Source organism: Hyphomicrobium sp. DY-1, from assembly GCF_047497105.1.
Classification (GTDB): Bacteria; Pseudomonadota; Alphaproteobacteria; order Rhizobiales; family Hyphomicrobiaceae; genus Hyphomicrobium_B.
In genome coordinates this window covers 383,282-405,790 of sequence record NZ_CP134870.1, presented here as the reverse complement: position 1 = coordinate 405,790, position 22,509 = coordinate 383,282, and the positions used below count along the sequence as shown (strand labels likewise).

The 22,509-nt window shown below is 59.1% G+C and carries 15 protein-coding genes, 2 tRNA genes and 1 pseudogene; 12 read left to right on the top strand and 6 right to left on the bottom strand.

All coding sequences use genetic code 11. The features are described 5' to 3' along the window. Nucleotides 1-82: 82 nt before the first annotated feature. The 4 genes and pseudogenes from RLW41_RS01880 to RLW41_RS01865 all read left to right on the top strand — a co-directional run bounded on the left by RLW41_RS01880 (nt 83) and on the right by RLW41_RS01865 (nt 4,018). Nucleotides 83-412 (top strand): hypothetical protein, encoded by a 330-nt coding sequence (locus RLW41_RS01880; RefSeq protein ID WP_414463243.1) that lies wholly within the window; start codon nt 83-85, stop codon nt 410-412. A 114-nt stretch (nt 413-526) separates the two neighbouring features. Next, on the top strand, nt 527-1,936 hold the full coding sequence (selA, locus tag RLW41_RS01875; RefSeq protein WP_414463242.1) for an L-seryl-tRNA(Sec) selenium transferase: 1,410 nt from the start codon (nt 527-529) through the stop codon (nt 1,934-1,936). A 36-nt stretch (nt 1,937-1,972) separates the two neighbouring features. Next, nucleotides 1,973-3,805: pseudogene (selB, locus tag RLW41_RS01870) on the top strand (selenocysteine-specific translation elongation factor); the annotation flags it as partial. A 117-nt stretch (nt 3,806-3,922) separates the two neighbouring features. Beyond that, nucleotides 3,923-4,018, top strand: a tRNA-Sec gene (locus tag RLW41_RS01865). A gap of 111 nt (nt 4,019-4,129) precedes the next feature. On the opposite strand, the gene RLW41_RS01860 is transcribed toward RLW41_RS01865, so the two are convergent. After that, nucleotides 4,130-4,756 (bottom strand): sulfotransferase family 2 domain-containing protein, encoded by a 627-nt coding sequence (locus tag RLW41_RS01860; protein WP_414463241.1) that lies wholly within the window; start codon nt 4,754-4,756, stop codon nt 4,130-4,132. Nucleotides 4,757-5,137: 381 nt separating this feature from the next. Here RLW41_RS01860 and RLW41_RS01855 point away from each other — a divergent pair, with 381 nt between their 5' ends. Continuing rightward, complete coding sequence (locus RLW41_RS01855) at nt 5,138-7,210, top strand: glycosyltransferase (RefSeq protein ID WP_414463240.1); 2,073 nt, start codon at nt 5,138-5,140, stop codon at nt 7,208-7,210. 203 nt (nt 7,211-7,413) lie between these two features. Here RLW41_RS01855 and selD read toward each other — a convergent pair whose 3' ends face one another. From selD to fdnG, 5 genes are all read right to left on the bottom strand, one after another. Next, nucleotides 7,414-8,460 carry a selenide, water dikinase SelD gene (selD, locus tag RLW41_RS01850; RefSeq protein WP_414463239.1) on the bottom strand — a complete coding sequence of 349 codons (1,047 nt, stop codon included), beginning with the start codon at nt 8,458-8,460 and terminating at the stop codon, nt 7,414-7,416. Between the two features lie 110 nt (nt 8,461-8,570). Continuing rightward, a complete protein-coding gene (fdhE, locus tag RLW41_RS01845) occupies nt 8,571-9,500 on the bottom strand; it encodes a formate dehydrogenase accessory protein FdhE (RefSeq protein ID WP_414463238.1) in 930 nt (309 codons plus the stop codon). Nucleotides 9,501-9,510: 10 nt separating this feature from the next. Then, the gene (locus tag RLW41_RS01840) at nt 9,511-10,182 is read right to left on the bottom strand and encodes a formate dehydrogenase subunit gamma (RefSeq protein ID WP_414463237.1); all 672 of its coding nucleotides are present in this window, start codon (nt 10,180-10,182) and stop codon (nt 9,511-9,513) included. Next, nucleotides 10,179-11,126, bottom strand: coding sequence for a formate dehydrogenase subunit beta (fdxH, locus tag RLW41_RS01835; RefSeq protein ID WP_414463236.1), 948 nt, complete (start codon nt 11,124-11,126; stop codon nt 10,179-10,181). Before fdxH ends, RLW41_RS01840 begins: the two co-directional genes overlap by 4 nt. Before the next feature lie 11 nt (nt 11,127-11,137). Then, entirely contained in the window at nt 11,138-14,209 is a 3,072-nt protein-coding gene (gene fdnG / locus RLW41_RS01830) for a formate dehydrogenase-N subunit alpha (RefSeq protein WP_414463235.1), read from the bottom strand. 497 nt (nt 14,210-14,706) lie between these two features. Between fdnG and tig the strand changes: the two genes are divergently transcribed. From tig to RLW41_RS01795, 7 genes are all read left to right on the top strand, one after another. After that, nucleotides 14,707-16,065, top strand: a complete 1,359-nt coding sequence (gene tig / locus RLW41_RS01825) for a trigger factor (RefSeq protein WP_414463234.1) — start codon at nt 14,707-14,709, stop codon at nt 16,063-16,065. Between the two features lie 101 nt (nt 16,066-16,166). Then, nucleotides 16,167-16,820 carry an ATP-dependent Clp protease proteolytic subunit gene (locus tag RLW41_RS01820; RefSeq protein ID WP_013948535.1) on the top strand — a complete coding sequence of 218 codons (654 nt, stop codon included), beginning with the start codon at nt 16,167-16,169 and terminating at the stop codon, nt 16,818-16,820. 350 nt (nt 16,821-17,170) lie between these two features. After that, nucleotides 17,171-18,421, top strand: coding sequence for an ATP-dependent Clp protease ATP-binding subunit ClpX (gene clpX, locus RLW41_RS01815; RefSeq protein ID WP_013948534.1), 1,251 nt, complete (start codon nt 17,171-17,173; stop codon nt 18,419-18,421). Between the two features lie 278 nt (nt 18,422-18,699). Continuing rightward, nucleotides 18,700-21,126: an endopeptidase La gene (lon, locus tag RLW41_RS01810; protein ID WP_414463233.1), complete on the top strand. Its 2,427-nt coding sequence runs from the start codon at nt 18,700-18,702 to the stop codon at nt 21,124-21,126. Between the two features lie 252 nt (nt 21,127-21,378). Further along, nucleotides 21,379-21,657, top strand: a complete 279-nt coding sequence (locus RLW41_RS01805; RefSeq protein WP_013948531.1) for an HU family DNA-binding protein — start codon at nt 21,379-21,381, stop codon at nt 21,655-21,657. Nucleotides 21,658-21,746: 89 nt separating this feature from the next. Further along, nucleotides 21,747-21,821: transfer RNA gene (locus RLW41_RS01800), tRNA-Val, on the top strand. A 178-nt stretch (nt 21,822-21,999) separates the two neighbouring features. Further along, a complete protein-coding gene (locus RLW41_RS01795; protein WP_414463232.1) occupies nt 22,000-22,506 on the top strand; it encodes a DUF1993 domain-containing protein in 507 nt (168 codons plus the stop codon). Nucleotides 22,507-22,509 lie beyond the last annotated feature (3 nt).

Here is a 22,509-nt window from a genome sequence, read left to right as displayed (position 1 = left end):
GCGGCGGCGCGGCAACATCAAACCTTCATACGAACGCCGTATCGAGGTACCTCAGCGGAAAATCGCCAGCCGGATCTGTGCCATGAAACGCCTCGCCCTCGCGGGCCTGCTTGCCCTGACAGTTGCAGTCCCAGCAGCCGAAGCCAGACGCGCGCCGCGTTGCGATGGCAATTTCCAGTATGTCAGAGGTGGCTGGGTTTCGACGCCATACTGTCGTGCCGATCAAATCGCCCGCGTAGCGCGCGAACGGGGCATCCGCACGACGGCCGAGGCATTGCTGGCGCATCCGGCGGATGCCGAAGAGATCTGCAGGTTCGTCAAGGCGGACTATCGCGTGCATCCGGCTTGCGAAGAGATCTATTCCATCTTCCAGATCGACGCCGGCACCGGCGGGCTGTGGCTGCACTTTTAAGCGCCTGGCAGCAGATCGTTAAGATCGTGCATGCTTTTTAGCGGCAGGGCATCTTTCCGCCCGCGCGAAACTCGCTAGCATGGCGCGTGATGTCGTCAGCCGCCAGAGGACTGTTTGGAACTTTCAAAAGCCGCTCTCCTTCGCGATCTTCCCTCGGTCGATTCCGTTCTGAAAAGCGGAGTTGCTGCCGATCTTCTGGGACGCTTTGGCCGCACCGCCGCAACGGACGCCATCCGCGATGTCCTCGCAGAAACGCGCGCCACGCTCAAATCCGGGAGCACGACGCTACCGACGATCGAGAGCCTGGTCGCCATTGCGTTTGCCCGACTCGCCGAAAGCGATCGCTCGACAATGCGTCCGCTGTTCAATCTAACGGGCACCGTGCTGCACACCAATCTGGGCCGTGCGCTCATCGCCGAGGCCGCCATCGAAGCCGCCGTCGAAGCGATGCGCGATCCCGTGGCGCTGGAATTTGACCTTGCGACCGGTAAGCGCGGAGAACGCGACGACCATATCAGGGAACTGCTTTGCGAACTGGCCGGCGCGGAGGACGCGACCGTCGTCAATAACAACGCCGCCGCCGTGCTGCTCGCGCTCAACACGCTTGCCGGTGGTCGCGAAGCCATCGTTTCGCGTGGCGAGTTGATCGAGATCGGCGGCGCCTTTCGCATGCCGGATATCATGTCTCGCGCGGGCGCGAAACTGGTCGAGGTCGGAACAACGAACCGCACGCACGCGAAAGATTATCGCGCCGCCCTCACGGACGCGACCGGCGTCATTCTGAAGGTGCACACGTCGAACTATCGCATCTTGGGCTTCACCAAAGAGGTTGCCGCTCCCGAACTCGCGGAAATTGCCGCGGCAGCCCACGTTCCGCTGATGAACGATCTCGGTTCGGGTTCACTGATCGACCTTTCGATATTCGGCATGCAGAGCGAACCAACGGTGCGCGAAGCCGTCGCCGAAGGCGCGGGTATCGTTACGTTCTCCGGCGACAAGCTGCTCGGCGGACCGCAGGCAGGCTTCATCGTCGGCAAACGCGACCTGATTCAGGCGATCAATCGCAATCCGATGAAGCGCGCGCTTCGTGTCGATAAGATCCGCCTTGCGGCAATCGAGGCTACGCTGAAGCTCTATCGCGATCCCGACCGCCTGTTCGAGCGTCTGCCGACGTTGCGCCTGCTGGCACGGCCACGCGCCGATATCGAAGCCCAGGTGCGTCGGCTGCTGCCCGAAATTCAATCTGCAGTCGGACCGGACTTCGCGGTCGAACTTTGCGAATGCAAGAGCCAGATCGGATCAGGCGCATTGCCGCTCGATACCATCGCAAGCGCCGGGCTCGACATTCGCCCGAAAAGCGGCGGCGCGGCTCTTGAGCGTCTCGCGTCGGCGCTGCGCGCTCTGTCGCGGCCCGTGATCGGCCGCATCGAAGATGGCGCGCTCATTCTCGATCTCAGGTGCTTGACCGACGAAGCCGCGTTTCTATCTGTGCTTGGACACCTCAATCCGCAACGCCCAGCCTGATGAGGGCAGGGCAAATCGCAGCCGACAGATAGCACAATGATCATCGGCACTGCCGGACATATCGACCACGGCAAGACAGCGCTCGTCAAAGCACTGACCGGCGTCGATGGCGATCGCCTGAAGGAGGAAAAGGCGCGCGGCATCACCATTGACCTCGGCTTTGCCTATATGCCGGTCGCGGATGGTCGTATCATCGGTTTCATCGACGTGCCGGGCCACGAACGCTTCGTCCATACGATGTTCGCCGGTGCGAGCGGCATCGACCTGGCACTTCTCGTCGTCGCGGCCGACGACGGCGTCAAACCGCAAACGCTCGAGCACTTGGCCATTCTCGATCTCCTCGGGATCGGGAAGGGGCTGATCGTCATTACCAAAGCCGATTTGGCGAGCCCAGAGCGCTTGGCGGACGTCACCGCAGAAATCAAAACCGCCGTCGCCGGAACGGTGCTCGAAGGTGCAGAAATTTTGACTGTATCCGCCGTGACCGGGCGAGGCATCGATGCATTGCGCAGCCAGCTGATCGCCGCGGCGACGGAGACGCCGGCGCGCTCATCCGAAGGGGCATTCCGCCTTGCGGTCGATCGCGTCTTTACACTGTCCGGCATCGGCGTCGTCGTCACGGGCACCGTGCTTTCGGGCTTCGTCGGTATTGGCGCACAAGTTCAGATCAGCCCATCGGGCCTAATGGCCCGCGTGCGTTCCATCCACGCCCAGAACACGCCCGCGGAAATCGGTTGGGCCGGCGATCGCTGTGCGCTCAATCTCGCAGGGCCTGATGTTGCCAAGGATGCGATCAGCCGCGGCGATATCGTTCTCAGTCCAGCACTCCATGCCCCGACCGATCGCATCGACGCTGTTCTGCACGTCCTTCCATCGGAGGAGAAAGCAATCAGCCAGTGGTTTCCGGTACGATTGCATCACGCGTCGGCTGAGGTCGGCGCACGCATTGTTCTTCTCGATGACAAGGCCTTGCAACCCGGTGCGACGGCCGACGTGCAACTCGTGCTTGATGCGCAGATAGCAGCTGCCGTGCCCGACCGCTTTGTCATTCGCGACGTGTCGGCGCAGCGCACGATCGGGGGCGGAAAATTTATCGATCTAAGGGCGCCCGCGCGCAAACGGCGAACGCCGGAGCGACGGGCGCAGCGTGCCGCGCTCGCCATCGATGACCCCAAGGCAGCGTTCGCCGCGCTGCTCGATGCGCCGCCATTCACCGCGGACCTCGCGACCTTCGCGCGAGATCGTGCGCTTGCATTGGCACAGGCTGATCGCATTGCTTCCGAACTCGATCTCGTCGTCATCGATGCGGAGGGAGCGCGCGCATCAATATTGCCGGAGCGCTGGCGATCGTTCATCGCGACTCTGATCGAACACATCACGCTGTTTCACGCCAACAACCCTGACCTCCAGGGCGTCGGCCGAGAGCAACTGCGGCTGTTGCTTGAGCCGCGTCTGAGTAAGCCCGTGTTCGCTGCAGCGCTCTATAAAATCGCCGACAAAGGCGAGATCGCGCTCGATGGAGCGTTCGTTCGTCTCGCCGCGCATCAAGTGCGCTTGGCGCCGAGCGATGAGGACACTTGGAAAGTCATTGCGCGTCAGCTTGGCGGTAACGAACGTTTCCGGCCGCCTCGCGTCCGCGACATCGCCAATTCAACTAAAAGCTCCGAGCGCGACGTCCGCAGGTTGATGAAGCTCGCAAGCCGCCTCGGCCGGGTCGATGAAATCGCCCACGATCATTTTTTCCTGCGGCCGACGGTCCGCGAGATGGTCGCGATCGCTGCCGACGTGCAGGCGAAAGCCGAGACCGGCTGGTTCAACGCCGCCGAATTCCGTGATCGTCTCGACAACGGCCGTAAGGTTGCGATCCAAATTCTCGAATTTTTTGACCGCAACGGCGTGACGCTCCGCAAGGGTGATCTGCGCCGCATGAACCAACACCGGCTGGACTTGTTCGGAAGCATCGTGCATGCGTCCACAATGGCCGATGGAGGAGAATCGTCCCCGGTGGGGCGTTCGGACTTCAAATCCGAGTGGGGCAGCGAGCCTGCCCTTGGTGGGTTCGACTCCCATTCTCCTCCGCCAGGCGCCAGAACCCGCAAACCTAGCACATCGTGATCAATGCGGCCGATGCGGGCAATAACGCATATTGTAACGAATAAGGGCGGATGGATATCGGCGGGATGCTGCTAGCTTTTACCCAGTGATAGCTAGCCGATATTCTGCTCCGTCAATTGCATAACCAAATCTCTCGAAGTCAAGACGATACATTTTCGTAATCGCCTCGATATCACGTTCGTTTAATTTGTGATTGTCTCTGGATTTTTCTACCCAGTGATTAAATGGCCGTGAAACCCCTAGCTTCGCCTCGATGAACTTCATATCTTCGTCGAGTTGCTCGTATCGCGCTATAAAATCTAATGGCTCGTTGAGGATATTGCAGTAAACCGCGTTGGGTTGATGTCGGTCATTTAATAGCTCGCTGCGATTCGAAAAGCGATAATCGTGCTCCAGAACTATGTCGCGACCAAAATGTGAATGGTATTCCTCGAAAGAAATACCGCTTGGCGTTTGCCGCAAGCCAAAATAATCCGAATAGTGCAGGCATGATCGCGTCCGATCAATCGGGTTCCGAACCACGGCGAATTTGAAATAGTCATCCCACCAGTTGGCATAAAGCTCTTTGGCTTGGCTGGCTAAAAGATGCTTGGTGTGAGGCTCGAATTCCCACCAATCCTGATTGCACAGCCACGTCTCAATGCTTGTCCCTGCGCAGCGAGGAATGTGTACAAAAATACATCGATATTCGTGTGAGATCATCATGTCATCCGTACTTATGATCTACGCACTTTAAACAGGCCCATTGTTCTAAGTCTTCAGCGGGGCTGCGGAAACCAGTGGACAACGGGTTGATCGGACGTCTGGGTCTCCGATAACCTTTGCTCATTCTCGCTCGCCGTTGTGTAGTGTAAGTGTTGATCCATCCGGCGGAACGCTTGTTCGCAATATTGCGCGGGCAAGTGTCGTGTCGGTCCACATTGAAGGATGGTCGGGAGAATTAGTCTGACTATGCCATCGGCGTCCATCGCCGGAATTGCCGTCAAGCCGGAGCCTTTTCAGCGCGCTTGTTCCTGAAAGAGGGATATCGTTCATGGAGAGAAGAGACGCTCGTCATCGTTCAACATTGAACTTTTCTCGCGCATCATGCGCATAGCAATTACCGATAGTTGGCCCAATCTTCCTTGCACGGCTGAGCGAGAGTTCATTCGACGATTTGCGGTTGCGGCGAAGAATGTTGGCCACGAGGCAATAGAGGTTGTCACGTCGAATGATATCCTGACGTGCCAGCCCGACGTGGTGCTTTGCCTTCACGAATTCACTCCAAAATTGACCGGCTATCCTACGTTTGGAGTTATGTGGAGCCCTCCGGAGTTCTACCGGCACGATGCCTACCGTGTTCGTTCAATAAGAAGCTATGACGCGTATCTGGTAGGCTCTCCTGCCGTCAAACAATACCTTGACGATTTGGAATTCTCTTCTCGGGTACAGAAGCCGAAATCTGATTTTTGGTTCCTGCCGGTGTCCCCTCGTCAAAAGTTGATCCCGTCCATCCCCAGCACGGTTCGATCGCTTGCGTACATCGGCGTACATTGGGACGGCGCCCGACACGCGGACATACTGACAGATCTTGCCGATGACGGGTCTCTCGCCGTCTATGGACCGGAGTCGAACTGGACCCATCTTCAATCAGGCTATCGCGGTCCTGTTCCTTTTAGCGGAACGGCCGTTCATGACATCCTCTCGTCTCACGGCATCGCGTTATGCCTTCATAAGACAGAACACAGAGAAGCCGATACTCCGTCTATGCGCCTGTTCGAGGCAGCCGGGGCAGGTTGCGTGATCATCGCCGATGAAATTCCGTTTGCTAAACGGATGCTAGGGGATGCCGCCCTTTACGTCGATCTCCGACAGCCCGCAGACAGGGTTGTTGGCGATATCAGGAAGCATCTGGAATGGATCAATCAGAATCCAGGTCAAGCCGACGAGTTGGCAAGACGAGCCCATACCGCCCTGAACCAAGAATACAATCTCGAAGATCTGATTTCCAAAACCGTTGATTTTGCCACCGAAGTCGCATCTATACAGCGCCGCAACATGGAGGAAGTGAAGCGTTTTTATTCGGTTCAAGAGACAGGGTCATCGGCATCGAGCCCGATATCCGAGCCGCTCATAGATATTATTATTCGCGTGGGAGGACGCCCTCTTTCATATGTGGAGCGCGCGGTTCAGAGCGTCGAGAGGCAACTCGTCGGAACATTTCGTATTCTGTTGGTTGATTGCAAAAAGAGAGACGACATACGAGCTATTGAGCATCGCTCGTTCCGTAACTTGAAAATTTGCTACCTCGAATGTGAAGAAGACGGTCTTCGTAGTGCCGCGTTGTGGAGGGGGCTCCAAGCAGTAACCGCTCCTTTCTTCGCCGTCCTGGACGATGCGGATCAGATTGAACCCGCTCACTTCTCGCATCTGCTATTTGCGGCCATCAGGCATCCTGAAGCGGGCTTTATCTATGGTGGTGTAATCCGAACCGAAGAGGACGAAGGCTGCTTCGTGGAGGCTCGCAATTTCAGAGGGCCGGGCGGGAAACAGATCGAGGAAACACGTGAACTCAAGTTTCTTGATGAATTCAATCTCACTCGATTGATAACGGGCGACAATTATATTCATTCAAATGCTTGGATAGCTAGGAAGGAAGTTCTTGATTGGACCCTTCTTCAAGATCCACGACTTGAATTCGCCGAGGACGTTTATCTTTACAATTTGATAGCCTCGAAGACGCGATTTGCATTGTGCAATAGAGCGACAGCGGTATGGAATTGGCGGACGATCAGTGAAGATAACAGCGTATTTTTGGATAAAACTAGCGCGTGGATCGCATGCGACGAAAGAATAAGACTTCGCCTGCAGGAATTGACCTATCCCGGGACGGCGACTTTTTCTGAGTTGTTTCACGCTCAGAGGTCGTCAGCGGAGCTCGTTAACGCGCTGTCCTCGCGCCATCTTCAGGAGCGCCCTCAAGAGAACGACAGTTCTAATGCGATAAAAGACGACAGTCCCGAAACGATAAAAAACGATAACGCCAAGACGATTAAACAAGTGGGCCATTTTAAATCGTGGCTGCAAACAATTCCGATTTACAACTCCTATCGGGAAAATAGGCGGAGGCTCCGGCGAAACGCCAGATCGTTAAAAGAGAGTCAAAGTTCGCCGGAATGAGCTGGCCCGAAATCGGATGTTTGCGGTTCCACCTCGGATGAAGTTCTCGGGCGTCCGGTCGGCGTATTTTCCTGAATTCCTTCGCCGTCTCGAACCGCGCTGCCGCTTCGATTTGACCAAGGTGCGCTTCTTTTTCTGGAAGGACTTGTTGCCCGACATCAGTTGAGTTTCCTGTCGAGCGTCCGTCCTGACGGCGGCAGGATTCAGCGGATGCGAACTTGTGGCGTGCCGCTCGCAACCAAACCAATGATGCGCGCCATCGGATATCCGGCGCGTTCGATCTCGCTGCGAATGTTCTCGGCTTGATCTGCCGCACAGGCGACGAGAAGACCGCCGGAGGTTTGCGGATCGGTCAGCAGCGCTTGCTGCCATTGCGGGTAATCACCCGGCAAAACGACCTCATGGCCATAGCTCGCCCAGTTGCGCCCAGAAGCGCCTGTGATGAAGCCGCTTTTGGCTAGCGCTTCGGCACGTGATAGAAATGGCAACTTATCAAATGCGATCTCGATGCTGACATCGCTGCCACGCGCGATCTCGAGCGCGTGCCCCAGAATGCCGAAGCCGGTCACATCGGTAATAGCGTGCACATCTGCGTTCTCGCCAAGCGTCTGACCGATCCGATTGAGCAGTGTGGTGGACGCCATGAATTCTGCGTACGCATCGTCCGGCAACGCGCGCTTCTTGAAGGCGGCCGAGTAAATGCCGACGCCGATGCCTTTGGTCAGGATCAACGCGTCACCGGGCTTCGCACCGGCATTGCGGCGGACGTTCTGCGGCTTTGCAAGCCCGATAACGGCAAGCCCATAGATCGGCTCCGGCGCGTCGATCGAATGACCGCCTGCCACGGGAATGCCCGCCTCCGCACAAACGGACGCGCCGCCGGCCAGGATCTCGCGCACGTCCTCAACGGAGAGTTTGCCTAGCGGCATGCCGAGGATCGCCAGCGCCATGATCGGGCGGCCGCCCATCGCATACACGTCCGAAATCGCGTTGGCCGCCGCGATCCGCCCGAAGTCGCGAGGATCATCGACCATCGGCATGAAGAAATCGGTCGTCGCAATGATGCATTGGTCGTCGTCGATCTGCCAGACGGCGGCATCATCGCCGGTTTCGTTGCCGACGAGCAGTTGCGCGAAGGCCCCCGCTGCGGGCTGTTTGGCCAGAAGGTCCTGCAGGACGGACGGCGCGAGTTTGCAACCGCAGCCGCCGCCATGCGCGAGGTCGGTCAAGCGTTGTGTAGGGCCAGACATGTTTCCTGCTATGGTCGAGACGGATTGAGCCGTCGATATAGGCAGGCGCGCCAGTTATCGCCACGGCGATTTTTCGGAATGCGTAAAAAGGCGGACGCTACTGTCGCGCGTCAGCCGACGAGAAGCAGGGGATTGGGCGCATGCCGCGCCCAGCCGGCTTCTGACACCATGATATCGAGCCCGAGGGAAGCCAGATCGTCGGCGTAAGGATCGACCTTCGTATCTTTCACTTGGTAAAGCATCTTCGCGTATGTGTGGCAGTCGTCGCAAGTTTCCGCTTGGACGGCCGCCGAGCCGCCTTGAATACCTTTGAGCAGCAAGGCGCCGGAGCTTTCACACGTGATGCAGACCGCCCGCACGTGGTTCCACGCCGTCGAGCATAGTGAGCAGTAGAGGTACCGCGTGCCGGGCGTCGGCCCCGAGGCGGTGATCAATCCTGAAACCGGCGTCGAGCCACAGCAGGGGCAAAGTCCGCGCTGCGGCAGCAGGCGAAGCGTTGACGCATCGAGGCTCGCGGCAAGGCGCGTGAAGTAGACCTGCAAGGCGGCTGCAACATAAAGCGCCGCGCCGACGTCTCCCATGCTCAGAGCACCGCGCAGAAAGCCGTCCGCTAAATCTTCGACGTCATTTACAGGCAAGCCACGCATGTTGGCGATGACCGCCGCAGCAGATTCGGGAATATCTTTGCTGTCGAGTTCTTCGAACAGCACTGCCAGTCCGTCGCGCCATGCTGCATGCCGGTGATGGCCATCTGCCGCGAGGGGCGGCATGCGCGCAGCGACCGATTGCTCGATGAGTGAAGGATCGATACCGGGCATTGGCGGTAACGTCGCCGCGGCTTTGTCCTGCGCGTCCGAAAGAAGCGCCATGAAGCCAAGCCACTTCGTCATCGGGTGACCGGTTGCAAGCGCTCGAAGACGAGCGGCCGTCGCGGAGAAGCGTGTTGTCAGATCGGGCAGAAGCAGCGGCTCGGGCGTGCTGACGCCGCCAAGCGGACTGCCGACCCATTTGCCGGTCGGTGGCGCGCCGCCTTGCCTCACGCAACACTCCTTACTTGTGCAGACGGCCGTTCACGCTTGGCCGCGGTCCGGTTGAACCCGTCGTCGCGAGCGACCGGAACCATTTCCGATGGTGCCGCCACGCCCAGCCCGGCGTCACCCAGCCCTGCGTCATGGCCCGCATAGAACCGCGCACCCAGATCGCAGCATAGACGTGAACGATCCAGATGATAATCGCGGCAATGGCAGCCAACGAATGAATGAGCAGAGCCGCGCGCTGCGTCGGGATCGACGTATAGCTGCCGAAATAATATTCCCAGATGACGAGGCCAGTAAAGAACAGCACCGGAACGAGAAGCGTCATCGACCAGAATACGAATTTCTGTCCGGCATTGAAGCGCGCAACTTCCGGAACGCCTTCCTCTTTGTTCTCCAGAACCTTGTCGATGGCCTTCATCCACGCGACGTCGTCGCGGGTCCAAAGATTGTCGCGCCAGAACTGAATGATGAGGCCGGTATAGCTAATCAACAGCACACAACCGATCCACGGATGCGCAGCGCGCGTCCATTGCCCGCCGCCGAACAGGTTCGACAGCCAGTACAGCAGCGGATCAAACATCGACAGGCCTGACAGCATCAAAAGAATGAAGCAGGCGGCCGTCAGCCAATGGTTGAGGCGAGTGATCGTGCTGTTGCGCGTCAGCGTTCCATACGGGCGGCTCATGTCGGATGCTCCGTTCGCTGCGAACGGCCACCGACTTCGGGGAAGCGGTTGGCCTCAAGAACGTGCTTGGCTTCATCTTCGTCTTCCGGCTGCACTTCGTTGGGCCCTGCGATGACCCAGTGCAGGAAACCCGAGACCGCTGCGGCAGCGATTCCGACCAGCGCAACCGGCTTGATGAGGCCCTTCCAGAACTCGACAGTCGAGCTGATTTTTGGATTTTCCGGCAGTCCGGCATAGATCCCGGGCTTGTCGGCGTGATGCAACACGTACATCACATGCGTGCCTTGGACGCCCGGCGGATCATAGAGACCGGCATTTTCAAAACCGCGCGATTTGAGATCGACGATACGCTCTCCCGCCCAGTCCGTCATGTCCTTCTTCGAGCCGAACATGATGGCACCCGTCGGGCATGCCTTCACGCAGGCAGGCTCAAGCCCCACCGCCACGCGATCGGAACAGAGCGTGCACTTGTACGATTTGTGATCGACCGGGCTGATGCGCGGAATGTCGAACGGACAGCCTTTCACGCAATAGCCGCAACCGATACAATTCTCGCTGATGAAATCGACGATGCCGTTCGCGTACTGAACGATCGCTCCGGGAGCAGGGCAGGCCTTGAGGCAGCCCGGATCCTCGCAGTGCATGCAGCCATCCTTGCGGATGAGCCATTCGAGGTTGCCATCGGGATTTTCATATTCCGTGAATTTCATCACGGTCCAAGTGTGCGGATCCAGATCGAGCGGATTGTCGTACGTACCGTGGAACTCGCCGACCTCGTCGCGCAGATTGTTCCATTCCATGCAAGCCGCCTGGCACGCCTTGCAGCCGATGCAACGCGTGACGTCGATGAGCTTCGACACCTGGTCTTCCCAGCTGCGCGCATCGGGCGGTGTCATCGTCGTCGCGGAGCGGCGGATGTAGTCTTGCGATTGCAGATCAGACATCGGCTTCTCCGTCAGACCAGAGGTCCGTTGACACTTTCGATATTGACCAGGAACGCCTTGAACTCCGGCGTCTGCGTATTGGCGTCACCGACGGACGGCGTCAGCGTGTTGGCGCCGTAGCCTTTCCTCGCCTGGCCGGTGAAGCCCCAGTGCAGCGGCACGCCGATCACATGCGTCGGCTTGCCGTCGACCATCATCGGCTTGATCCGTTTCGTGACGTAGGCCTTGCATACGATGAAGCCGCGCTTGGAGGCCACGCGCACCCAGCCGTTCTGAGCGATGCCCTTTTCGTTCGCGAGAGCTTCGCCGATCTCGATGAATTCCTGCGGCTGCAGGATCGAGTTGATGCGGGCGTGTTTCGTCCAGAAGTGGAAGTGTTCCGTCAGGCGGTAGGTGGTCGCCACATAGGGGAACTCGGCTGGCGTTCCGAAATCGGCCCTATCGTCGGGGAACACACGCGCGGCCGGATTCGTCTGCACCTTTGGATGCAGCACATTGATCGCCGGCGACTCGAACGGCTCGTAGTGTTCCGGGAATGGTCCTTCGACCATCATTTGGCGCGCGAACAGGCGCCCGACGCCTTCCGCGTTCATGATGAAGGGACCGACCGAGTCGGAAGGCTTCACCGTTGGGCCGTAGTCCGGCACGTCGATGCCGACCCACTTCGAGCCATCCCACTGGATGATCGGTTTCGCCGGATTCCATGGCTTGCCCGCGGGGTCCGCGCTGGCGCGATTGTAGAGAATGCGCCGGTTCATGGGCCACGCCCACGCCCAGTTCGGTGCGATGCCTTGTTCGCGCGGATCGGATGCGTCGCGCCGGGCCATCTGGTTGCCCTTCTCGGTCCAGCAGCCCGAGAAGATCCAGCAGCCCGACTCCGTCGTGCCGTCATCACGCAGTTGCGCGAAACCATCGAGCAATTCGCCCGCTTTCTTGATGACGGCGCCGGACGCATCTTTGAGATCGATGCGCGCCCGGCCGTTCATGTCCTTCGCCAACTCGTCCGGGTTGGGCTCGACCGGATTGGTATAATTCCACGTGAGATTAAGGATCGGATCGGGGAACGCGCCGCCTTCCTTGCGATAAAGCTCGCGCATGCGGTGGAAGATGCCGGACATGATCCAGATGTCGGGCTTCGCCTGAGCAGGCGGCTCCGCAGCTTTCCAATGCCATTGCAGCCAGCGCGCAGAGTTGACGAGCGAGCCGTCTTCTTCGGCAAAGCACGTCGTCGGCAGCTGGAACACTTCCGTCTGGATCTCGGCGGAGTCAGCCGGGTTTTGTGGCCCGAAGTTCTCCCAGAAACGCGACGTCTCTGTATCGAGCGGATCCATCGTGACGAGGAACTTGAGCTTCGACAAGCCGCGCCGGATCTTGCCGCGATCAGGGAATGCTTGCTGCGGATTGAAGCCCTGGCAGATGTATCCATTCATCTGCCCCTGGTTCATCATCTCGAACGCTTTGATGATGTCGTAGAGCGGAATATCGAGCTTCGGCAGCCAATCGTAAGCCCAGCTATTTTCCTGGGTGGCGGCATCGCCGAACATCGATTTCTGGAAGCTGACGAAGAACTTCCTGTAGTTCGACCAATAGCTCGTCTGGCCTGGTCGCAGCGGCTTATAGAGCCGTGTCTTCATATAGTCGTCGAACGTAACCTCATGATCGGCCGCAAGCGTCATGTAGCCGGGCATGAGGTTCGACAACAGACCGACGTCGGTCAGGCCCTGAATGTTCGAGTGGCCGCGCAGCGCATTCATGCCACCGCCGGCGATGCCGATGTTGCCGAGCAGCAGCTGCACCATCGCCATCGTGCGGATGTTCTGCGAGCCGATCGAGTGCTGCGTCCAGCCAAGCGCGAACAGGCTCGTCATCGCTTTGTCGGGTGCCGCCGTCTCCGCGATCATCTCGCAGATGTGCAGGTATTTATCCTGTGGCGTACCGCAAATGCGCGACACCATCTCGGGCGTGTAGCGCGCGACGTGGGTCTTCAGAAGGTTCATGACGCAACGCGGATGCTGCCACGTATCGTCGACCTTCGCGAAGCCTTGATCGTCGAGTTCGTAGTCCCAGCTAGATGTGTCGTACTGGCCCTTCTCGCGGTCGTACCCGCTGAACAGACCGTCTTCGAAGGCATAGCCTTCTTTCACGATCAGGCCGGCGTTCGTATAGGCGCGCACATACTCGTGCTGGATCTTGTCCTTTTCGAGCAGATACCGGATCACGCCCGACAGGAAGGCGATGTCGGTTCCTGGACGGATCGGCGCATAATAGTCGGCGACCGACGCCGTCCGCGTAAAGCGCGGATCAACGACGACGAGCCGCGCCGCATTTTCTATTTTTGCTTCGACAACCCACTTGAAGCCGCACGGATGCGCTTCGGCGGCGTTTCCGCCCATAACGATGACCAAGTCGGCATTCTTGATATCCTGCCAAGTGTTGGTCATTGCGCCGCGACCGAATGTTGGAGCCAGACTGGCCACCGTCGGTCCGTGTCAGACACGTGCTTGGTTATCGAAGACCAACATCCCGAATGAGCGGGCGACTTTCCACGTGAGATACGACGTTTCGGTCGATGAAGCCGACGCCGCCAGCATGCCGGTCGAGATCCACCGGTTGACGGTGGTGCCCTCGGCATTCTTAGCGATGAAATTCTTGTCGCGGTCGTCCTTCATCAGGCGCGCGATACGGTCAAGCGCCCAGTCCCAGGAGACTTCCTCGAACTCGGTTCCGCCTGGCTTGCGGTACTTCGGCACCTGCAGGCGCGTCGGCGCGTGGACGATATCAAGCAGCGCCGAGCCTTTCGGGCACAAGGTACCGCGGTTCACCGGATGGTCCGGATCGCCTTCGATGTGAATGATGTCGGAGCGGGCGTTCTTGGCGCCGTCGCCGAGCGTGTAAATCAGGATGCCGCAAGCGACGGAACAGTAAGTGCAGGTGTTCCGCGTCTCCTTGGCGTGGGTGAGCTTGAAGGGGCGAACGTCTTCCGCGACCGCCTCACCGCAACCACCAAACCCGAGCGCTCCCATACTCGAAGTCGCAAGCGCCGCGCCTGTGAGCTTTATGAAGCCTCTACGAGTGAGATCCATGCCGGGCGCTCCATCTTCCATGCCTGCAACTTTTAACAGTTCTCGATGGCGGTCGTATAGCCCTCGTGAACATGGATCGGGGAATTGGCCGCAGTCTTTCAAGAACTTAGCTATAGTTCCGCGGAAATAATCGTGCGTTTTCGATAGACAACCCTTCGAACGGCTGTCCGTTGCAATCACCTCGGCGCCGAGCCTGTGTTTGACGGCCATGCGACAGCGTATTGCCAATCTCCCAGAAAGGCTGTTTAAGCCTCGGCATAGGCTTCCAGGCGCGTGATGCTGGCATTCCCGATGGGGCATGGCCAAGGATTCGTGGCTTGCGGTGGTTTAAAAACGTAGCAATTTCAAAGCAATATCTCTGGGGGCTCACTTCTGTCCGCACGAGTGTTGCGGCAGCTGGTGGCGTTTGGCGCTTTGTGGACCCGCGGGCGGCTTCCTAAATAGTCGGTCGGCGAGGTCGGGTGCCGCGCTTTGATCTCGAATTCAGGACACGGACAATGCAAGTCACGGAAACGGCACGAGAAGGTTTGAAGCGGACGCTCCAAGTGGTCGTCGGCAAGGCGGAGCTGAGCGAGCGCTTCGCGACCCGCCTCGACGAGATCAAGGACCGCGTGGAGATCAAGGGTTTCCGCCGCGGCAAAGTTCCGGTCGCGCACATCAAGAAGCTGTACGGCAAGTCGCTGATGCAGGAAGTGATGGAGCAGACGCTCAACGAAACGAGCGCGCAAGCCATCAAGGATCGCAATGAGCGTCCGGCACAGCAGCCGAAGGTCGAGCTCGTCGACTTCAACGAAGAGACGTTCGAGAAAATCGCGAGCGGGCAGGGCGATCTCGCCTACAACATGTCGTTCGAGGTCCTGCCGCCTATTCCGTTGGCTGATCTGTCGACGCTGAAGCTCGAAAAGCTCGTTGCCGACGTCGACGACGAAGCTCTCGACAAAGCGCTTGCGAACCTCGCCGAGCGCAACACGGCCTACGACATCGAAGAAGGTCGCGCCGCTTCGGAAGGCGATCTCGTAACGCTCGATTTCGTCGGCAAGATCGATGGCGAAGCGTTCGAAGGCGGCTCGGCCGAAGGCCAGAGCCTGGTGATCGGCAAGAAGCAGTTCATCCCGGGCTTCGAAGAAGGCGTGACGGGCATGAAAGCGGGCGACGAGAAAGTCGTGACCGCAACGTTCCCGGCCGAGTATCCGGTCGCGGCTCTCGCCGGCAAGACTGCAGAGTTCGACGTCAAGGTGAAGGGCGTTTCAAAGTCCCGCACCCCGGCTGTCGACGAAGATTTCGCCAAGGGCGTCGGTGCTGAAAGCCTAGAGCAGCTGCGCGGCTTCATCTCTGAGCAGATCAAGCGCGAGTATGATCAGGCGTCTCGGCAGAAGCTGAAGCGCGAGCTTCTCGACGCGCTCGACGCCGCTCACACGTTCGAGCTTCCGGCGTCTCTTGTCGATTTCGAATTCGACAATATATGGACTCAACTCGAGAACAATCTCAAAGCCACGAACAAGACGTTCGCCGACGAAGGCAAGACCGAGGACGAGGCGCGCGCCGAGTATCGGAAGATCGCCGAACGCCGGGTTCGCCTTGGCCTCGTGATCGGCGAGATTGGCGAGAAGAACAATCTGCAGGTCTCCCAGGACGAATTGCGCCGGGCTCTGGTTGAGCAGGCGCGCCGTTATCCTGGGCAGGAGAAGCAGGTGTACGAATACTACGAGAAGACCCCTGGCGCGCTGGCCGAACTACGCGCACCGATCTTTGAGGATAAGGTCATCGACTTCGTCATCGACGAAGCCAAGCCGACCGAGAAGAAGGTGACTCGCGACGAGCTTCTCAAGGCCGTCCAAGAGGCGACTGAAGAATAGAGAGCCGCAACCGCGGCTCCTGCAATCCAATACGCAATGCGTGCGAGTCAGGCAGGCGGGACCGGGGTGGTCCGCCTGCGAAATGAGGAAAGACGAAGGCGATGCGCGATCCGATCAATACTCTGACCAACACCTTCTGGCCCATGGTCGTCGAGCAGACGACGCGCGGTGAGCGCGGCTACGATCTGCCGTCGCGGCTTCTGAAGGAACGCATCATCTTCGTGACCGGACCGGTCGAAGATCACATGGCCGCATCGATCTGCATGCAGCTTTTGTTCCTCGAGTCCGAGAACCCGAAGAAAGAGATCTCGATGTACATCAACTCGCCGGGCGGTGTCGTCACTGCGGGTATGGCGATCTACGACACGATGCAGTTCGTGAAGCCGGCCGTCGCCACGCTGTGCATCGGCCAGGCTGCCTCGATGGGTTCGTTGCTGCTTTGTGCCGGTGCGAAGGGCATGCGCTACGCGCTACCGAATGCCCGCGTCATGGTGCACCAGCCGTCGGGTGGTTTCTCTGGCCAAGCGTCCGACATTGAACGCCACGCCGAGGACATCATCAAAATGAAGCGGCGTCTGAACGAGACCTATGTGAAGCACACGGGTCAGACCTACGAGATGGTTGATAAGACGCTGGACCGCGACTACTTCATGACGGCCGACCAGGCCCGCGATTTCGGCCTGATCGACAAAGTCCTCGAAAACCGCGACGAAGTCGAAGGGACTGTCTTCGAACCTGGCAAAATCGCCGACTGATAAGGCAAATTGCCAGCGCAACTCGGCCGTTCGCGGTCGGAACACCACGAGAGTGGGCGGCAATTCGCCCTCTCAGGAGAACAAACGCTGCACATCAGCGTGTGAGTTTAGGTAAATGCTCGGATTGAATCGCCGGTGTTGCCAGCTCGTTTATCAACTGTGGCAATAGCGCCGCTTGCGAGCTGTGGCCGGGTAGGCTCCATTAATCCAATCTTGATCTGCTGAACGATAGCGTGCTCAGATTGGCTATGGAGTTCACGTCGCCGCAGAATCGGCTCAGCGCCGAGCGTGAAAAGCGGGCCAAAGCAAGAACATCGCGTTGGTGGGTCTTGCACGGAAGGTGAGAACAAATGGCTCAAGAGAAGAACACTCTCTACTGCTCTTTCTGCGGCAAGAGCCAGCATGAGGTCCGCAAACTGATTGCTGGCCCGACAGTATTCATCTGCGATGAATGCGTCGAACTTTGCATGGACATCATCCGCGAGGAGAACAAGAACACCCTCGTCAAATCCCGCGACGGCGTTCCGACTCCGCAGGAGATTTGCGGCGTGCTCGACAGCTACGTCATTGGCCAGAACCATGCCAAGCGCGTTCTCTCTGTCGCCGTCCATAACCATTACAAGCGCCTGAACCACGCTTCGAAGAACAACGACGTGGAGTTGGCGAAGTCGAATATCCTGCTCGTCGGACCGACGGGTTCGGGCAAGACGCTGCTCGCGCAAACGCTGGCGCGTATCCTGGATGTTCCGTTCACGATGGCAGACGCCACGACGCTCACCGAAGCCGGCTACGTCGGCGAGGACGTCGAGAACATCATCCTGAAATTGCTGCAGGCTGCTGACTACAACGTCGAGCGGGCGCAGCGCGGCATCGTCTACATCGACGAGGTCGACAAGATCAGCCGCAAGTCCGACAACCCATCGATCACGCGGGATGTCTCGGGCGAAGGCGTGCAGCAGGCGCTTCTGAAGATCATGGAAGGAACCGTTGCGTCGGTTCCTCCGCAGGGCGGCCGCAAGCACCCGCAGCAGGAATTCCTGCAGGTCGACACGACGAACATCCTCTTCATCTGCGGCGGCGCGTTCGCCGGCTTGGAGAAGATCATCTCGCGTCGTGGCAAGGGTTCCTCGATCGGCTTCCAGGCCCGCGTCAGCGGTCCGGACGAACGCCGCACGGGCGAGATCCTGCGCAACGTCGAGCCGGAAGATCTGCTGAAGTTCGGCTTGATCCCGGAATTCATCGGCCGTCTGCCGGTCATCGCAACGCTGGAAGATCTCGACGAGTCGGCGCTCGTTCAAATCCTGACTGAGCCGAAGAACGCCATCGTCAAGCAGTACCAGCGCTTGTTCGAGATGGAAGACGTCAAGCTGACGATCACGCTTGATGCTCTGAAGGCGATTTCGCGCAAGGCCATCGAGCGCAAGACCGGTGCACGTGGCCTGCGGTCCATCATGGAGGGCATCCTGCTCGACACGATGTACGACCTGCCGACGCTTAAGGGCGTCGAGGAGGTCGTGATCGGACCGGAAATCGTTGAGGGCTCGGCGAAGCCACTGCGGATCTACACGGAACGCGCGGAAGAGAAGGGCTCGACAGCCTGAGCCGTCGCGACAATTAACGCTTTCCCGGGGCACTGCCCCGGGACTTGTTTGCGGGGCGCTGGTCCCCATTTGTTCGGAGGGAGTGGCGTCAAGCAGCCAGCCGTATTTCTCCGAAAACCGGTGTCTAGGGCTTGGGTCTCACCCCGCGCTCGCGCTCACGAGCATGCAGAACCGTCGCCACAAAAAGGGGCGGGACGCGTGGCTCCTAAAGTGGAACGGGTGTGGAATGTACCGGTAGGATATGACAGACCTTCGGTGCACGGCGAATAGGTAGTGAAATGAGCGAAGACAAAAAGACCAAGGAAAAAGCCGGCGGAAAAGAGCTGTTCCCGGTTCTGCCGCTCCGAGATATCGTCGTTTTTCCCTACATGGTCGTCCCCCTCTTTGTCGGGCGCGAGAAGTCGATCGCGGCCCTTGAAGAGGTCATGCGCGCCGACAAGCAAATTCTGCTCGCCGCGCAAAAGAACGCCAGCGATGATGATCCGGCGCCGGATGCCATCTACGAGATCGGCACGCTCGCATCGGTTCTGCAACTTTTGAAGCTTCCCGACGGGACGGTGAAAGTCCTCGTCGAAGGCAATGCGCGCGCCAAGATCACGCGCTACACGCCGAACGCCAACTATTTCGAAGCTGAGGTCGAGCGCGTCGCTGAAGTACCCGGCGCTAAGGACGAACTCGAAGCGCTGGCGCGTTCCGTCGTGACCCAGTTCGAAAGCTACGTGAAGCTCAACAAGAAGGTCTCGCCCGAGGTCTTGAGCAACGTTGGCCAGATCGAGGATTACGCGAAGCTCGCAGACACGATTGCCTCGCATCTCGCCGTCAAAATCTCCGACAAGCAGGACGTGCTTGAAACCGCCAGCATTTCCGAGCGGCTTGAGCGTGTCTACACGCTGATGGAAAGCGAGATCTCGGTTCTCCAGGTCGAGCGTAAGATCCGTTCGCGCGTCAAGCGCCAGATGGAGAAGACGCAGCGCGAGTACTATCTGAATGAGCAGATGAAGGCCATTCAGAAGGAGCTGGGCGATTCCGACGAGCGCGACGACATCGCCGAGTTCGAGGAAAAGATCGAGAACACCAAGCTGTCGAAGGAAGCCAAGGACAAGGCGCTCGCTGAGCTGAAGAAGCTCAAGCAGATGTCGCCGATGTCGGCCGAAGCGACGGTCGTGCGCAACTATCTTGATTGGCTGCTGTCGATCCCGTGGGGGATCAAGGGCAAGGTCAAGAAGGACATCGCCGAAGCTCAGCAGGTTCTCGACCAGGAGCACTATGGCCTGGAGAAGGTCAAGGAACGCATCCTTGAGTACCTCGCCGTGCAGGCGCGGACGAACAAGCTCAAGGGGCCGATCCTGTGCCTCGTCGGTCCTCCGGGCGTCGGTAAGACGTCTCTGGGCAAGTCGATCGCTAACGCGACCGGCCGTGAGTTCGTGCGCATGTCGCTGGGCGGCGTCCGTGACGAAGCGGAAATCCGCGGCCATCGCCGCACCTACATCGGCTCGATGCCCGGCAAGGTCATCCAGTCCATGAAGAAGGCAAAGCGGACAAACCCGCTCTTCCTCTTGGACGAGATCGACAAGATGGGCCAGGACTTCCGCGGCGACCCTGCGGCGGCTCTGCTCGAGGTGCTCGATCCGGAACAGAACCAGTCCTTCAACGATCACTATCTTGAGGTCGACTACGATCTCTCGAACGTGATGTTCGTGACGACGGCCAACACGCTGAACATCCCCGCGGCCCTTATGGACCGCATGGAGATCATTCGGCTCGCGGGTTACACGGAAGACGAGAAGCTTGAGATCGCCAAGCGCCACTTGATCCCTGAGCAGTACGGCGCTCACGGGCTCGAGCAGGGCGAGTGGACGGTCGAAGACGATGCAGTGAAGGAAGTCATTCGCCGCTACACGCGTGAAGCCGGTGTGCGTTCGCTCGAACGCGAAATCGCCAAGCTCGCCCGCAAGGCCGTGAAGGAAATCCTGACGTCGTCGAAGACCTCGATCGTCGTCACCGCGGAGAACGTTCACGACTTCCTCGGCGTGCCGAAGTACCGCTTCGGTGAAGCTGAGCTTGAGGATCAGGTCGGTATCGTCACCGGCTTGGCCTGGACGGAAGTCGGTGGCGAGCTGCTCACGATCGAAGGCGTTATGATGCCGGGCAAGGGCAGGATGACCGTCACGGGCAACCTCCGTGACGTGATGAAGGAGTCGATCCAGGCCGCGAACGCCTACGTGCGCTCGCACTCGGTTGATTTCGGCATCCATCCGTCGCTCTTCGAAAAGCGCGACATCCACGTGCACGTGCCGGAAGGCGCAACGCCGAAGGATGGACCGTCCGCAGGCATCGCCATGACGACGGCGATCATCTCGGTTCTGACCGGCATCCCCGTCCGCAAGGACGTCGCGATGACGGGCGAGATCACGCTGCGCGGTCGCGTGCTGCCGATCGGTGGACTGAAAGAGAAACTGCTCGCGGCTCTCCGTGGCGGCATCAAGACGGTCATCATTCCCGAGGAGAACCGCAAGGATCTCGCGGAAATTCCGTCGGAAGTGCAGACCAAGATGGACATCATCCCGGTCTCGCGTCTCGACGAAGTTCTGAAGGTCGCACTCGTCCGTGTGCCGGAGCCCATCACGTGGGACGAAGCTGCGGAAGCTGAGGCTCTGGAAGCCAAAGAAGCGGCCAAAGGCGGTGCGCGAATTACCGCGCACTGACCTTCGTCGGATAAGCGTAAATTTACGTTAAGGAATGCCCCTGCTCGGTTGCCGCGCAGGGGCATTTTGTTCTGGGCTGAATGAGCATTAGGATGCGCTTTTGTCCGGAAATACGGGCGTTTTCCGCTTGACGACCGGGGCGATTGAGCGCTTCTAGCCCTTCATGCGCGGCCCGCTTCTCCCCGAAATGGCCGCCTCGGGCTTCGAGCCCACGCGCCGAAGCCCCACCTCCCACATTAGAGGAAAGACGAGATGAGCAAGAAAGATTTGATTGATGCCGTTGCCCGTGATTGCGAGCTGACGAAGGAGAAGGCGAGTGGCGTTGTTGATGCCGTTCTCGCCCACATTCGTGCCGCGATGAAGGACGGCCATGAAGTGCGCATCCCGGATTTCGGCACGTTCAAGGTCGCTGCCCGTAAGGCGCGCGAAGGCCGCAATCCGGCGACCGGCAAAACGATCCAGATCCCGGCTTCACGCGTGCCGAAGTTCACGCCGGCCAAGGGCCTGAAAGACGCGCTGAACATCAACTAAGCCGCGGTACACTTTTCCACGCGCGCCGCGAAAGTGGCGCGCGTGTTTGTTTTGACAGCCTTTTGCAGACAGACTAGCAAGGGCGCGTCGGGCGGTTAGCTCAGTGGTAGAGCGCCTCGTTTACACCGAGGATGTCGGGAGTTCGACCCTCTCACCGCCCACCATTGCTTCGTTCCAGGCGACAGGCCTGTGAGACGGCGGCATCCCACTTCGCCAATCCCCAAGAAATAAGCGTGCGTAGACGCTGGCGCGAACTTAGCGCAGCTGACGCATGCCTTGCTGCCGCCGATCAATTGCAATACGTTAGTTCGGTACAACCGAACTTTAGAAGGAGGAAACACAATGGCTCTCTCATTGTACGACATCGCCGTCCAGACTTTTCAGAAGCAGCTCTCAGCGCTTGAAGCGTTCCTCGACAAGGCCGCAGAGCAGGCGGCCGCGAAGAAGATCGACTTTGCAGTTTATCTCGGCTCGCGTCTGTTTCCCGATATGTTCAACCTGACGCGTCAGGTTCAGCTCGCGACTGACTTCGCCAAAGCCGCGCCGGCGCGCCTCGCTGGCGTAGAGGTGCCGAGCTTTCCCGACGTCGAGACAACACTGCCGGAACTCAAGGCGCGCATCGGAAAGATCCAGGCGCTTCTCGCGGCTTACAAGCCTGAGCAGTTTGAAGGCGCAGACACGCGGGAATTGACGATCAAGACTGGCGGCCAGGACGTGACGATGACGGGACGCGAATACCTGCTCCACGTCGCGTTCCCGAACTTCTATTTCCACTGCACTACTGCCTACGACATCCTGCGCCACAATGGCATTGAGATCGGTAAGCGCGATTTCATCGGCCGAACCTGAGCA

What these genes read in the sequence shown, in the direction of transcription:
- clpX (WP_013948534.1), top strand. Translation starts at nt 17,171, where the DNA reads ATGGCTCAAGAGAAGAACACTCTCTACTGCTCTTTCTGCGGCAAGAGC.
- RLW41_RS01795 (WP_414463232.1), top strand. Translation starts at nt 22,000, where the DNA reads ATGGCTCTCTCATTGTACGACATCGCCGTCCAGACTTTTCAGAAGCAG.
- tig (WP_414463234.1), top strand. Translation starts at nt 14,707, where the DNA reads ATGCAAGTCACGGAAACGGCACGAGAAGGTTTGAAGCGGACGCTCCAA.
- fdxH (WP_414463236.1), bottom strand. Translation starts at nt 11,126, where the DNA reads ATGTCTGATCTGCAATCGCAAGACTACATCCGCCGCTCCGCGACGACG.
- RLW41_RS01840 (WP_414463237.1), bottom strand. Translation starts at nt 10,182, where the DNA reads ATGAGCCGCCCGTATGGAACGCTGACGCGCAACAGCACGATCACTCGC.
- lon (WP_414463233.1), top strand. Translation starts at nt 18,700, where the DNA reads ATGAGCGAAGACAAAAAGACCAAGGAAAAAGCCGGCGGAAAAGAGCTG.
- RLW41_RS01860 (WP_414463241.1), bottom strand. Translation starts at nt 4,756, where the DNA reads ATGATGATCTCACACGAATATCGATGTATTTTTGTACACATTCCTCGC.
- selD (WP_414463239.1), bottom strand. Translation starts at nt 8,460, where the DNA reads ATGTCTGGCCCTACACAACGCTTGACCGACCTCGCGCATGGCGGCGGC.
- RLW41_RS01805 (WP_013948531.1), top strand. Translation starts at nt 21,379, where the DNA reads ATGAGCAAGAAAGATTTGATTGATGCCGTTGCCCGTGATTGCGAGCTG.
- RLW41_RS01820 (WP_013948535.1), top strand. Translation starts at nt 16,167, where the DNA reads ATGCGCGATCCGATCAATACTCTGACCAACACCTTCTGGCCCATGGTC.
- RLW41_RS01855 (WP_414463240.1), top strand. Translation starts at nt 5,138, where the DNA reads ATGCGCATAGCAATTACCGATAGTTGGCCCAATCTTCCTTGCACGGCT.
- RLW41_RS01880 (WP_414463243.1), top strand. Translation starts at nt 83, where the DNA reads ATGAAACGCCTCGCCCTCGCGGGCCTGCTTGCCCTGACAGTTGCAGTC.